Raw genomic sequence first — 14,122 nt, 5'->3', positions numbered from 1 at the left:
CTTATCAAGTTTTACTATTTGCACTATGAGCAATGAGAATTACCTATCAGTTTTAAAATAAGACTTAACTGCCATGGTCATTCACCAATTGTGTTGGCCACCAAGGTTTTAGGCTACTTATTAAGTGGTAGTTTGTATCTGGCTCTTTTGCAAACAGTTAGCTACAAGAAAGGGAAGGATGAACAGTTCTCAAGAAGTGATCTTCTAACACAACCAGTAATTGAAGCTTAAAGAGCGCGAGCTAAGATAAATACACGATTAAACACTCAGCACTAAGCAGAAATGGATGAGATAAAACCGGTGCAAAGGTATGTTGTCGATACTCAATAAGTTATGGAAAAATTTTCTGGTTTTAGTGAATGTCAGTTGATTTTTATATACTTGATTTAAATTGAGAGCCCAGTAATCAATAGGCTCTCTTAAGCAAGGCTACTTCGCAATAACAGTTATGCCTATAGACATGGTCCATTTGTCCAACATTGGATCATACCTGAACCACACCAGCCCACTTGAGAAATGAATGTTCCACCAGCAACCTTATCCGTAACTTTCTGATTTAACTGCTTCTGGTTGAGTTGTTTCATTGATTTTTTATTGAGTGCTAGTTTTAATTTCACAGTATCTCCTTTGATTGTTTTTTATTCACTCACATTCAAAACTACCGATAAATTAGGTACTGTCAATTTAGAAAAATTAATAGTCATCTTTTAATTACAATCGGGATTTTATATATGCTCAACCATAAGTACTTCGATGAGGTTGCTCTCACGCATACTTAACTAAACGTTGGAAACCACATACCCCACCTAACGATCACCTTGTTTGCGTAAACTGATATCCACTTACCTTTTAGCTACCTAGCTCAACCTGATACAAAGTAGTTTTGGGATTTCCGCTGTTTATCAGTGCAACTTGCTCTCAATCAATATGTAGAATTAGGTCGGCCCAATAAAGTAGCGCACACTCTTAGATGTCCTATTAAGACGTTTAGCTCTTTATTCCTCATGCGACTTTAACGCTTTAAAAATCTGTATCGATAGTGACTCAAATTCGCTGTGCACTGATTTTGATAGTTCATTTAAGTTATCAAAATCAGGATCTTCCAAAAAAGGAACTTCAAATACCGAATACTCTGGCATACACTGTGTGTCGACCCATTCAGTACCCTTTAGTTTATACCAATAGCATTTCTGCACGTCTTTTGTTTGACCAAGAAGCCACAATTCAAATCGGACTTGTTGATGATTGAGTACAACAGCAAGTTTCAATTTATGAGATTTTAGGTAGCTGTTTTGGATATAAAAATAGGTAAAATCTAAGTAGCCATGCAAAACGCCCGCGACCGCATACTCGCCGTCATATCTTTTTGAAAATTCAGTTCGTAGGTTTTGAACGATACTCACCAAACTTTGATACGTTTCCTGTAATTCACCACTTTCAAGAGCTTGCTTATAGAGTGAAATCCGGGTATTTAAGCTTTTAGTAACCACCATTGATATCCTCTTGTACATAGCGTCTGTATTAATTTAAAGTACATACCTTAATGTATGACACTCTTTGAAATCAAAGCAACATCCCCTAACGCCCAATCACTTTACTCAAAGTGCACTTTGTATCACATGCTGAATAAAAGGGCCTTTTTTACTAAGGTACTCGGAAATACCGTGTTGATTCTCCATTTCTAACTTGTACTTTAGCGCTTGATACTCTTCACGCACCTTTTTGTTAGCGCGAAGGTAGTTACGAAAGCCAATTAACTTTTTTACCTTTGAGTGCCCATCAATACAGATATGTATTTTGTGTGTTCTTACATCGTTGACATCTTTTTTATAAAATTGGTGGCCCTTAGACAAGTCATTACCTCTTCTGTAGCCTAGTTGAACGAGCTTAGAGGTAAAATCTTTATTTGTATTTGTCGCAGATATTACGATTAAGATATCAATCTCAGGTTTAGCTGCCAGACCAACAATCGAAGTGCTCCCTATATGATGAATTTCCTTGATATCATTAGCTAAAATACCAGTTAGACGTGTCTTTTCAAATTCATACATCTCACTCCACCTCGGGTTATACTCGGCAATATTACTTGTCAGTTTGGTCATGGTTTTATTTTTCCTTACAGCTAACAACAGAAAAAAGAACAAGGTATCTGGTTTTATTTTTGCCACAACTATACTTTGATTGTTCCCGAAAGTAGAACCGAATAGAACGATACTGCCATTTCAGTCGTATTCTTAGGTGCTTTGCTTTAAAAGGTTTTGTGGTGTTGCCCAGTAATTTTATGAAAAAATTAGCATGACAATTCCCACTAGGCAGATCAGAGCGCTCTATGATGATAATACTATTCGAGTTTATCAAAACTATAACAATGCAGTTGCAGACTCTGCTTTAATAAACGGCACTTTTGTTTCTCCTCCTTTTAAGATGGAGCGTATGACTTGGATTAAGCCGTCTTTTTTATGGATGATGTGTCGCTCTGGTTGGGGTCAAAAAGATAACGGTCAAAACAGGATCTTAGCTTTAAATATTTCCAGAGAAGGCTTTGAATGGGCGCTAAACAGCAGCCTGTTAAGCCACCAAGCTACAGAGTTTAAACATAAAGAAGCATGGCTAAAAATTAAAAGGCCACACCTGTTCGTATTCAATGGCACCCTGAACGGGACTTGAACTTAAACCTCTTAAAGCATAGAGCAATTCAGATAGGAATAACCAACGAAGCTGTTGATTTATATGTTAACCATTGGCTAAAGCAGATATCAAATGTCACTGAGCTCACAATCGAGATAAAAAGCTGAGTTGATAACAATCAACATTCACCAGCCACATCACTACTACCGATTGAATTACCTTATCTTTTGAGTCAAGAGACAGCGAATAAACATGTTTCCTCTCAAGGCATTTTAAGTCAATACCCTGCTATTAGGTAATGGCGACATGTTCTGCGTATTGCTTAATAAGATACAGCTATTGCATAGTTATCTACGGTGAACGGTACATGTTTTAACCCATGCGTATGCGCCCAGTGCCGAGAAAATTTTGAAAAATCAGCTATGCCGGCAGCTTTTGGGTCAAAAAGAGGCAAATATATGTCAATGTTATTCTCATGAACAATGTACATGGGGACTCTCGCGCTTTTGTCACCCTTAGAATATATTTCCACACCGTGTAAGTGGTCATAGAAATCAATCAGCGCCATACTTGCTTGAATAAAGTGCCCTCCCATACTCGCCGTCAGAGTCTTATTTTCTATCGCTTTTAAGGCTTCTGGCATCCAGTCAAATCCACCTATAAAAATTTGTTTATTGGATGTTAAACCTAACTCTTTTGCGCCTTCGATTACGCCCAAAGCCATTAAGTCTGATGCACAAAATACAATGTGAGTTTCTCCATATTTGGAGTGAACGTCTTTAAACAATTGTGTTGCTTTGCCCCGCTGCCAGTTCGCAGGTAAAACGTGATTTAATGTCACGTTTTCATTTAGCTGTGTGGTTGTTGTAAAGCCGTTTAGCCGATTTATTGACGACTGGTAGAAGTCACCTCCAAACCCCACAGCATAAAGATTTTCTGGGGTTTTCAACGTAGAGTTTGCTCGGTCAATAAGGTACTGAGTCAACTTAGTGGCTGCCCCATAGTTGTCATATGTATATTCTCCCAACCAATATGTATATTTCTCCATTGGATACCCAAGGTCTGGAAACAAACTCCGATTGAATACTTGCTCCAACGTTACAAAGGGAATTTTAGCTGATTCTAACGCTTGAAAACTTTTCAAAATACTGCCGTCGTAAGGCATGAAAATGACGCCAACTGGTTTGGACTTCCGAGCTGAAATTTCTTTTATTAGATCGGATTGATGAATTCGATTTGCGCCTGCATATTCAACATCCAATCTTACATTTAAGTCCTTGGCTGTTTCTATAACTAAATTAGTAACATGATTCCAAAATTGGTCTTCTCGATTTGATGGATTAACAAAGACAAAGTAACTGGCTTGCGATGAAAAAGTAACGAATACCAATACACAACTGAAACAGCGGACAAAGCTCATTGTATCCATTAGAACACCTCTTGAAATGGCTCCCTATTAGTTTAGCAGATTCAATACACCAACTTAGAGATTGTTACTATCAGTTAGGGGAAGATCGGCATGGAAATTGGCAGGTGTTCATAAGGCATTTCTTGGCGCCTAAAATGTCATTGGTCGCACATTTCACTAGCAGAAGCTGAAAAGAGCCTTATTTCTATCTTGTTTTTATATGTGGTGCACTTGGATATTGAATTCTTGTTCTTATTTTACGCACAAATTAGGTTGGGTGCCTTTTATAATTCTTTTGTATAATTTCGGATATATGTAAGACCAACGCACTTTATTACATGTGGTTAATCATCAAAATGCGGCTAGTACGGAATAAAATAACGATAACGTGGCAGTAAAAACTGCCCCGATAGATTTGCTTAACTTGACATAAATGGAGTGTCCATATGTGTCTTCTATATTTTTTGTGTAAATTTTCTTCTACTTGATTTGATTATCATATTTGTTTACTTCATCTAAAATAAACTCGGTTGATTTTAGAGGGTATTTAGTCCATTCACTATCCCCTTTAAATTTACCAAATACATCGGTTTTAAGTGAACTCCATTTCATGATAGTGTCGCTGACATGACCCGCGAGTAAAAAAGCCAACTCTGTCTCTGTACCAGGCCAATGCCAACTAGGGCCAAAGGTAGAATCACTGGGTCTAGCTATTACTTTATTAGATAAATTGTACCTTTCAAGAATAACAGCGCAGCGAGGGCAAGGGACTGAAGATATAGTAATAGACGCTATTTCATCATATTGGTCGATTTTAGAAAGGGCCATAATTTCAGCATGAGTACCTTTTTTATCTTCATCATATCTACCAGTAACAACACTGCCGTCCGTCATAGCTATTTCAGCAACGCAATCGCCTTCTCCTTGACCTACAATCTGATTGTTATACTTCCATTTATTTTTGGCTTCTTCGAAGATAAATCGCCAGCTTAAGCCAAGGGCTCCCACAAAATTAGCGCGGAGTGTGAGACTTGGCTCTCGCTCTCTCTTACCTAGCTCTCTCAATGGTGAACACATACATTTCCTAAATTAGCTCTACAAAAACTAAACAGTAACGTTCACAAAAGAAAGAGGCTCTGCAAAATCTATGTTATATACAGGCAATAAAACTTTAATAGGAAGAATTAAACATGGCATAGATGAACGTTTTACTTATGCCTTTCCAAATTAATTCACTCTCAAGCTTATATATTAAGTTCTTCTAGTAACTGATTTAACCAAGATGGCGTAGATTTATGGCTGAGTAAATAAACTTGCTCAGTGTGATCTAAATTTCCAGAGTACTTAGGCACAAATAGTTTCAAAACAGAAACAAATCACACCGTTATGCACGGTTCGCTTTTCTTAAACAGATGCTTTGCTTAAATTTGTCCTTTTGGAGAGATTTGGAACATAAGGACACCGAAAATGTTTAATTAGTTACGATTTAGTTGGATGTTTTTAATATGTACTACAGGCTAGGCGACTAGTTCACCGCACCGTGTCAAATTGGCTCTTCGTTTTAATTTTAGGTGTTCACAATATTTTGTTTCGCATTTGTATTTTCCACCGAGATTTTAAACACTTTTATAAATTTGGTTGTGGGTCTACGATACATCCGCGTTTGTCTTCGCGATTACATCTTCGCTGATTTGTTGTATATAATATCGCCGCTAAAAATTCATACACTTAAGGAAAGTAAAGCATGAAATATATATTTGGGATCTCTGTTTTAGCGATTGCAGCGATGCAAGGTGCACACGCAATCTCAAAACCAACAGGGAAATTCTCTTTTCAGCCCAGTACAATTACTGTGGGAGAATCCAGCACACTAAGGTGGCATGTCGTTAATGCCACAAGTTGTAAAAACCAATGGGGAACGGAAATTGGAACCAGTGGTTCATATACTACCACCCCCTCAGTCGGTACTACCGAGTACCAATTTACGTGTACGGGATCTGGCGGGCGCGCAGCATTCAAAGCGCGACGAGTTGTAAAACCTCGCCCCTTGCCTAAGGCAAGCTTCGCCTACCACCCCCGTACCGCCGAAATTGGGACACCAATCACCCTGAAATGGTCTACCGAACATGCAACGTCATGTAAAAACCCATGGGGAACTGAAGTTGGTACATCAGGACGTTATACTTTCACAAGCAACAGACCAGGTACTGTCAGTTATCAATTTACTTGCACTGGTCCGGGCGGTAATACAAAAACAACAACATCATATACCCTTACCCCAGTCTCTAAACCAATAATCAGTAACTTAAAATACACTCCAAACACTGCCTATTTGGGCCAGCGCCAAACATTGAAATTCTCGTATAGCCATGCAAGTAAATGTTACGCCTATAATAGTGAAGGTGATGAAATTGTCTATTATGAAGGAGCGCAAAAAAGTGGTAATTACAGCTGGACGTCTGAGCGGCGTACAAATCTCGTGGACAATTACGAACTCAAAGTCTTCTGTGAAGGAAAAGGCGGTACCACACAAAGCGTCACTAACTACAGCGTGTCGGAAAACCCGACAGTCACGTTCCTAAGACACGCATTTAAAGCAAGAGCGCTTCACAATTGGGTGAATAATATTCATTGTAATACACCAGTAACCATAGATGGTCGAGTACACAACGTTTGCGATGTCAAGAATATGTACAATACATGGCTTGGTATCGATGGGTTACTTGACCTTTATCTTGCATCTGGCGATAGTTCATTGGCTGAATTAGCATTACAGATCAGTGAAAAGTATAGAAGCACAGGTCAAGACAAGAACGCTGATGGCTATCTAGATTGGTTCAGCACACCTTTGTTCTATCACAATGGTAACATGTATGACCATGATCACTATGAGTGGCGAGCAGGTGCAGGAGTTGCACGTACTATCGCCGTTATATTGGATGACCCTCAACTTTCCTCTTTACATTCAAGAGCAAAAAGCCTTCAAGTTTTTGCTGAGCAGCATATTTGGCGCAAGTGGTACGCTAAATATGGCCAATTCAGTAATTTGAAAGTAACACATTTTATTGGTCGAGTTGGTACAATTGCGCTGTTTCTTAATAAACATAGCTCTGATCCTACCCTTAAAAATCAATACCAAAGCTTTATAAAGAATCGCGGGCAAGTATTGAAAGACTCTTTGGAGCACATCACAACCAACGGAGCCAATGCCTATAATATTCGCTGCTATGCGCCTGCTGGCGGGGTCGCTCAAGATTGTGCGTCAAACAGCCTGCCTGTTGGGGGAACCATTGACGTAAGTCATGCCGGTGATACAGTCGCATTTATTGTAGAAGCGTACCTAGCTGGAGGCTTTGGCGTCTTTGACCATCAAGACATGATGCGATTATCTAATACAGTGACGCAATTAATTATCTCCGACTTGGATCAACGGTTCAGATCCAATGTTTGTTCAATTGATGCCTGTAGTAAAAACAGAGGCTCAGATCCCTACTACCGTAATATTGGCGCTTATCAAAGCCAATGGGCAAAATTGGCACAGTTCGACAAAACCTTACTCGACATTTACTTATACTGGCTGTCTACCCAAAATATAAATGTCACCCCAAGATCAGCACCTGAAATATTTATTGATCACTCGCAATCATTACCTGGTGGTTACAGTACACCCAATATATTGGGAAATATTGCGCTGGCAGTCGCTCGAACTCAGTAACATTGTGGCTTCAATGCTCGTTTAATCACTATGCGTAAGGCTAGGTTTTTCTCTTTGGCCTTGCGCTTAGTAAAGGCAAAGATAAGAGCGGCACACATTGACAGCCTTACTAACTTGTAGACCTATGCCCTATCCTATATCCACTCCAATCTAATTTGGATGGCACGAAAGTTACTTATTTACAATAAGTCCACTTGACAATGAGCGTAAAAAATCCCAAAACTGGACAGGTAAAATTTAAAAACCATATGATGCAGCGCCTTTTCCCGAGCTTGTTAGGCACCCTGAGTTAAATACACGATTTGCGTGAATAGTGGAAGAATAAAGCTCCTGTAAGTCAAACCAAAGCCCAACAAAGACGCTTTATAACACCGATTAACTTTTCTAATTGGGGGGACAAGGAATAACAGCTAGGCTGGATATAAAATCAGGGCAACGTGTTAGTACACATGGTTAGTCAACGAAGTATGGCTGTTAGAGGAAGCGCTCAGACAACAAGGTAGTAATTGAAGGTTTTATTATCCTTAGCAGATTAACGTAGCTCAAAAAGCCCTAACCTGTTAGGGCTTATAAAAAATCAGGTATGATTGCCTGTTAAATCGTCTTATTAATGGTATAAATTCAACATATTTTGTAATTCATATGTATGATGTTCCATGCGGTCATGAGGGTAATTATTAGCGCCACCATGAAACACATGTTTAAAGCTTGAGGAATTGTAGTACGGCAACGTATTTAAGCTAGACGAGTTAATGTCTAGTGCACTGACTGTAGGAATAAAGCTGTGTTTATCAACATTATTATACGATAGAATTGCTACACCTGAACTCGATAACTCTTGTCTCAGAGCGCCATATCCAGCTAGGTAACTACCTGGTGCGTAATCAAAGTGCTTACTGTTGTATGGGTAGTATCCTTTATATGCATGATTGTCAATTTTAGTTGATTTAATTCTGAATGTTCTTTTGTCAAAACCAAGGTCAAATTGAGCCGTCATAATATCTTTATTCTCACCTGGCTCACCATAACTACCATCGTAATTGCGACCGTAACCATTACCGTTGGAAAATGCAGCTGAAGCATGTTTCAATGGCTGGCCATAGCGAGCAAGGTCTTCATAAGTGCGATAAACATCATTTCCTATTACTGACATAGTACCAGCTGTGCCTGCAACTAAACTATCTAATGATGCCGCGATCTTCTCTCTACTTCTACTACAGTCCGGAATAAATCGACAATCATTTAGCTTGTTTTTCATACTTCTAAGCATTTCTACCACTTGATATGGTGTGTTTGCGCCACGATGCGGTGTATCTAATGTGCCATAAAAAGAAACATTGTGGTCTATACGTTTGCTTTCCAAATCGGCTAGCGCTTTTCTCGCTATGAGACCTCCCATACTATAGCCAATTACCGCAGATTTCTTCATTCCAGCATGTCTAAATTTATCAACTAATAAAAGGCGTTTGAACACTTCGCTGCTGTTAGAGATGTCTGACCTAGAATCCGTATTAATAAAAACAATATCTCTAGTGGAGTTATTTAACTCTCTTTGAAATTGTGGCTTACCATAATTGCTAGAACCTGATGGGAAAAACATATCAAAAAATGTTTTCATCGTTCGCGTAGAGTTCGGATCCAAGCCATCAATAATATACACGGGCTTGTCAAATATATTATCTTGACCTAGCTCAGTATTAGTATACAACTTAAAATTGTTATATCTATTTGAGTGTGTGCCTTTGCAAAACTCTAATTGAGATGGGTCATGACGGTAATATTGCATACAGTAGCCAGTTCTCCTGCCCTGCTCCTCGCGCTCACTTATCAACCTCACCTGACTATTATTAATGATTTCATACATTTTCTCTGCTTCTAAAACACTAGTCCGACCCGTTCGCTGATCTACCTTAATTCTTGCCCCGGTGATAATTGCTCCTCTTAGTGGCCCGTCAATCATATAACTCGCCGAAGAGTTGATAACAAACGGTCCACTCGCATGTGCATTAAGCGAAAATAAAGTTGCAGAAAGTGGGAGCAATAGCTTTTTTATATTAGTAAACATTTCATATCCTTTTATTTATATTTAAATTTCATTTCGTGAAGAAGCACACATTAATTGAGCTACAACAACTGAAAGAATTAAAAATACAAGTTCTTTATTTTTAGCCATAAAAAAGTGTATGGCGTGAACTTGTCATTCGATATTACTACTGCCCACATTGAGAACATTCATCTATGATAAAAAGTGAAAAAAATATTTATTAAGCTTAACTATCAAACAGTTAAAGGGCTATTTTTGGTTAAAATGACGACTCAATAAGAATCATTGTTCGTAGAAAAAAGATAAAAATAGAAATTGATAAACAAATAGAAATAGACACTTTCTTTTTCGCAGGGGCTTGCTCTCTAAATAATTGATCTTCTGCCCTTTTACTTACTTAGATAAAAAAACGTAACTTAACTCAAACCACCCTGACAAAGAAAATTAAGAATTGGTCTGCCTATAACCGAGTATTGGTATAGAGTGGCAATATTAATATTTGGGTCAGTGACGACGCTATTCAATAATGGCAAACCGCATAAAAACACTACACAAACAAAAACCTGTTAGCAAAAATAAAAAACGGCACCGGCTTGTTCTTGTATTAATATAGTGTCCAGACACGAAATATTTAGCTCTGTAAATAATCAAAGGCTAAGGGGTTTATTAAAGCATACATTCAAGTGGGTAAAATGAGTGAATGAGTGAACGCCTAAATTCACCCAATGTGTATGACTGCCGCCAATTTAAGGGCCAATTGGCGGCCAATAAAGTAATTAATGATATTAAAAAATCAGCCCTAGCCGTTTAAGCTCTTTTTCGCCCTGCTCTGCACTCTCAAACTGTATTGCTTCCATGCCCACCGCCATTGCGCCCGCTACATTGTGGGGCATATCATCAAGAAAGACCGTTTCATTGGCAGCCAGGTTGAATTGCTCTAGCAGCGCATGATAAATCTCAGGCTGAGGCTTTAAAACTCCTAGATCAGCAGACACAATTTCGCCGTCGAACAAGTTCCAAAAATCATAAGTACGTTTGAGGTATGCGACAATTTCATGCACATTATCGGTTAAGGTATATACGCCGTAGCCTGCCTGTTTCACTCGCTGTATAAGCTCTACTGACTGATAAAGTAAAATAAGAGATTGTTTGGTGTAGTGAAAAAGCCGCTCAGTATCTTGCGCAGAGAATCCCAGCTCTTCTTGGTATCTTCGTTTTGCTTCTTGTTCTGTGGTTATGCCTTTATTGATATCCAACCAAATATCAGAGTGAAAAACCAATTTTGCAAGGGCTTCAACCTCTTTTGCATCAGGAAATGTCAGTCTAACAATGTCTATCGGAGACCAACGTACAACAACGTTACCTATGTCAAAAACTACATTTTTTATCCGATTTTGTGCCATTTTTATTCCTTTGTTTTGCGTTTTGTCTTTCACAGAGTGTACACGAGTATGTCGATGCTATTTTGATATTAAAAGTTGAATTAAGTTCATACTGCGAAATAACAAAATCAAGACTATCGCCATTTGTATTAATAAGTAAGGCAGGGGTAATCACTTTTACCAATAGAGCACGAGTTTGCTATGTAGGGAAAGTGAAAAGACGAACAATCGTATATCGAAAGTAGGTCAATTAAGACCTACGACAAGGGTTAAGGATATTTACAAACACAAGCATAGCTTGCTTTTTTCATTAGCAGTTATCTGAGTAACACTGCCAAGAAACCTGACATTTGACTGTTGGTAAACAGCCTAGGGTATCTAAGCCATTTGCACCGCCAATCTGAGGAGTCTGCTGTTGATTAAGCGATTTGTGAGACGTGCTTAGGTTTTTGACTTTCTTTTTACTTAGTTTAAGTAACATCATAATTTCCTTTGGTTAGTTACATTCAACACGCACACAATAACAGGTTTTTATATTCAAACAACACCTATATGAAAAATTAATTATCCTTTTTTGATCTTAATTATGGTTATTTAATTTACCAATATTGATATTTTTAAAATACCCCAATCGTTTTTTGTTTTAATTTTGAACGTATTTAACACTTCATCATCAAATGGGTAGTTTAATTCCCATTTAGTTACATAACTCATTCGATATTATTAGATAAACGTCATAAGGATATTTTTTAAAAAATTCGTAATTGCGAGAAAGTATGGCTAAAAAATCCGCTTGAGATATGTAGTATTGTCAGACTGTCAAACGAGGTAGTTTGATTTAATGGTAGGTAAGCAAGAAAAGTCTATAAAAAGTAGATGGTCTAAGTTAGAACAATGTAGAGCTCAAGTACAACTTAAGCTCTACATTAGATATGGTTACAATGACAAGCTATTTAAAATATCGTCATCCACATTGTTTGAAAGCGTGACTTTCAGTTTTGGCGTTCTGGCCATTTCACGTTTGATTGCAAAATTTGCCTCTTCGTTACGTGCCCAGCTACGACGCGCTATACCATTGTTCACATCAAACAATAGCATTGACTTCAAGCGGCGCTCAGCATCGCTCGATCCATCTAGCAACATACCAAAACCACCGTTAATCACTTCACCCCAGCCTACACCGCCACCGTTGTGGATAGACACCCAAGTCGCACCACGGAAGCTATCGCCAATAACGTTGTGAATAGCCATATCTGCTGTAAAGCGACTACCATCATAAATATTTGATGTTTCGCGGAAAGGTGAGTCTGTACCACTTACGTCATGGTGGTCACGACCTAGTACAACAGGGCCAATTTCACCACGCTCAATCGCATCGTTGAACGCTTTTGCAATTTTCATACGGCCTTCTGCATCTGCATACAAAATGCGCGCCTGAGAACCCACAACCAGTTTGTTTTGCTTCGCGTCATTAATCCAAGTGATGTTATCTTGCATCTGTTGCTGAATTTCTTCAGGTGACTCAGCCATGATCTCTTCAAGCACTTTCGCGGCAATCGCGTCTGTTTTATCCAAGTCTTCAGGCTTACCAGATGTACATACCCAACGGAACGGACCAAAACCATAGTCAAAGCACATTGGACCCAAGATGTCTTGAACGTATGACGGGTATTTAAAATCAATGCCATTTTCCGCCATCACATCGCCACCAGCTCGTGACGCTTCAAGTAAGAACGCATTACCATAATCGAAGAAGTAAGTGCCTTTCGCTGTGTGCTTATTCACTGCATCAGCGTGGCGTTTAAGCGTAGCTTGTACTTTTTCTTTGAATACTTCTGGTTCTTCACGAATTAAGCGGTTTGACTCTTCGTAGCTAATATCAACCGGGTAGTAACCACCTGACCAAGGATTGTGAAGTGATGTTTGGTCAGAACCTAGGTGAACAAAAATATCTTCTGCAAGGAATGATTCCCACACATCAACGATGTTACCAATAAATGCGATTGAAACTACCTCTTCACCCGCTTGCGCTTTTTTAACACGAGCGACAAGATCTGGCATGTTATCAACTAGCTCATCAACCCAACCTTGTTCATGACGCTTAATTGCTGCTTTTGGATTTACCTCTGCGCACACTGTAATACAGTTAGCAATGTTACCCGCTTTCGGTTGTGCACCACTCATGCCGCCAAGGCCTGCCGTTAAGAAGATCTTACCTTTCGGGCTGTCACCTTTTTCTAGTACTTTACGGAATGCGTTCATGACCGTGATAGTAGTACCGTGTACGATACCCTGAGGACCGATGTACATAAATGAGCCCGCAGTCATCTGGCCGTATTGTGTTACGCCAAGTGCGTTGAACTTTTCCCAGTCATCTGGCTGAGAATAGTTAGGGATCATCATACCGTTGGTTACGACAACGCGAGGCGCATCTTTTGATGATGGGAATAAACCCATTGGGTGGCCTGAGTACATGTGAAGTGTTTGGTCTTCTTCCATTTCACTTAAATACTTCATTGCAAGTAGATATTGTGCCCAGTTTTGGAATACTGCACCATTACCACCGTAAGTGATCAGCTCTTCTGGGTGCTGTGCTACAGCAGGATCCAGATTGTTGTCAATCATCAGCATGATTGCAGCAGCTTGCTCGCATTTAGCTGGATAATCTGAAATTGAACGCGCTTTTAGCTCATAATTAGGCTTAAAACGGTACATATAGATGCGGCCAAAGTCTTTAAGCTCTTGTGCAAATTCTGCAGCAAGCTCTTGGTGCCACTCTTTAGGAAAATAACGCAGTGCATTTCTTACTGCCAGCTGCTTTTCTTCAGGGCTTAATATGTCCTTACGCTTTGGCGCACGGTTTGCTCCAGCAGGATACGGCTTTGCTTCTGGCAATACGCTAGGGATACCCTGCTTAATTTGTTCTTGAAAGTTCATCTCGGATT

General features: G+C 39.2%; 12 protein-coding genes. 3 read left to right on the top strand and 9 right to left on the bottom strand.

Annotation, left to right across the window (positions count from 1 at the left end; translation table 11 throughout):
- Positions 1-452: 452 nt before the first annotated feature.
- The 3 genes from N483_RS26930 to N483_RS09220 all read right to left on the bottom strand — a co-directional run bounded on the left by N483_RS26930 (position 453) and on the right by N483_RS09220 (position 2,102).
- Positions 453-617 (bottom strand): hypothetical protein, encoded by a 165-nt coding sequence (locus N483_RS26930; protein ID WP_023399991.1) that lies wholly within the window; start codon positions 615-617, stop codon positions 453-455.
- Positions 618-995: 378 nt separating this feature from the next.
- Complete coding sequence (locus N483_RS09225) at positions 996-1,493, bottom strand: DUF7000 family protein (protein ID WP_023399990.1); 498 nt, start codon at positions 1,491-1,493, stop codon at positions 996-998.
- 105 nt (positions 1,494-1,598) lie between these two features.
- Entirely contained in the window at positions 1,599-2,102 is a 504-nt protein-coding gene (locus tag N483_RS09220) for a GrpB family protein (protein WP_023399989.1), read from the bottom strand.
- A 193-nt stretch (positions 2,103-2,295) separates the two neighbouring features.
- Between N483_RS09220 and N483_RS27250 the strand changes: the two genes are divergently transcribed.
- Together N483_RS27250 and N483_RS27685 are read left to right on the top strand one after the other, a co-directional pair.
- Positions 2,296-2,667 (top strand): DUF4291 family protein, encoded by a 372-nt coding sequence (locus N483_RS27250; protein ID WP_023399988.1) that lies wholly within the window; start codon positions 2,296-2,298, stop codon positions 2,665-2,667.
- Positions 2,664-2,795 (top strand): DUF4291 family protein, encoded by a 132-nt coding sequence (locus tag N483_RS27685; protein WP_196764403.1) that lies wholly within the window; start codon positions 2,664-2,666, stop codon positions 2,793-2,795. Before N483_RS27250 ends, N483_RS27685 begins: the two co-directional genes overlap by 4 nt.
- Before the next feature lie 155 nt (positions 2,796-2,950).
- On the opposite strand, the gene N483_RS09210 is transcribed toward N483_RS27685, so the two are convergent.
- Together N483_RS09210 and N483_RS09205 are read right to left on the bottom strand one after the other, a co-directional pair.
- Positions 2,951-4,057: an ABC transporter substrate-binding protein gene (locus N483_RS09210; RefSeq protein WP_023399987.1), complete on the bottom strand. Its 1,107-nt coding sequence runs from the start codon at positions 4,055-4,057 to the stop codon at positions 2,951-2,953.
- A gap of 459 nt (positions 4,058-4,516) precedes the next feature.
- Positions 4,517-5,113 carry a deoxycytidylate deaminase gene (locus N483_RS09205; protein WP_023399986.1) on the bottom strand — a complete coding sequence of 199 codons (597 nt, stop codon included), beginning with the start codon at positions 5,111-5,113 and terminating at the stop codon, positions 4,517-4,519.
- Positions 5,114-5,780: 667 nt separating this feature from the next.
- Here N483_RS09205 and N483_RS09200 point away from each other — a divergent pair.
- Positions 5,781-7,751, top strand: coding sequence for a hypothetical protein (locus tag N483_RS09200; protein ID WP_023399985.1), 1,971 nt, complete (start codon positions 5,781-5,783; stop codon positions 7,749-7,751).
- Positions 7,752-8,358: 607 nt separating this feature from the next.
- Here N483_RS09200 and N483_RS09195 read toward each other — a convergent pair.
- From N483_RS09195 to N483_RS09185, 4 genes are all read right to left on the bottom strand, one after another.
- The gene (locus tag N483_RS09195; RefSeq protein WP_023399984.1) at positions 8,359-9,816 is read right to left on the bottom strand and encodes a PGAP1-like protein; all 1,458 of its coding nucleotides are present in this window, start codon (positions 9,814-9,816) and stop codon (positions 8,359-8,361) included.
- 764 nt (positions 9,817-10,580) lie between these two features.
- The gene (locus tag N483_RS09190; RefSeq protein ID WP_023399983.1) at positions 10,581-11,198 is read right to left on the bottom strand and encodes an HAD family hydrolase; all 618 of its coding nucleotides are present in this window, start codon (positions 11,196-11,198) and stop codon (positions 10,581-10,583) included.
- A gap of 289 nt (positions 11,199-11,487) precedes the next feature.
- Positions 11,488-11,661 (bottom strand): hypothetical protein, encoded by a 174-nt coding sequence (locus N483_RS26925; RefSeq protein WP_155250771.1) that lies wholly within the window; start codon positions 11,659-11,661, stop codon positions 11,488-11,490.
- Positions 11,662-12,113: 452 nt separating this feature from the next.
- Positions 12,114-14,114 (bottom strand): urocanate hydratase, encoded by a 2,001-nt coding sequence (locus N483_RS09185; protein ID WP_023399981.1) that lies wholly within the window; start codon positions 14,112-14,114, stop codon positions 12,114-12,116.
- Positions 14,115-14,122 lie beyond the last annotated feature (8 nt).

Origin of the sequence: Pseudoalteromonas luteoviolacea NCIMB 1944, assembly GCF_001625565.1 — a bacterium.
GTDB classification, from domain to species: Bacteria; Pseudomonadota; Gammaproteobacteria; order Enterobacterales; family Alteromonadaceae; genus Pseudoalteromonas; species Pseudoalteromonas luteoviolacea_F.
This window is presented reverse-complemented; position numbering and strand designations above follow the sequence as displayed.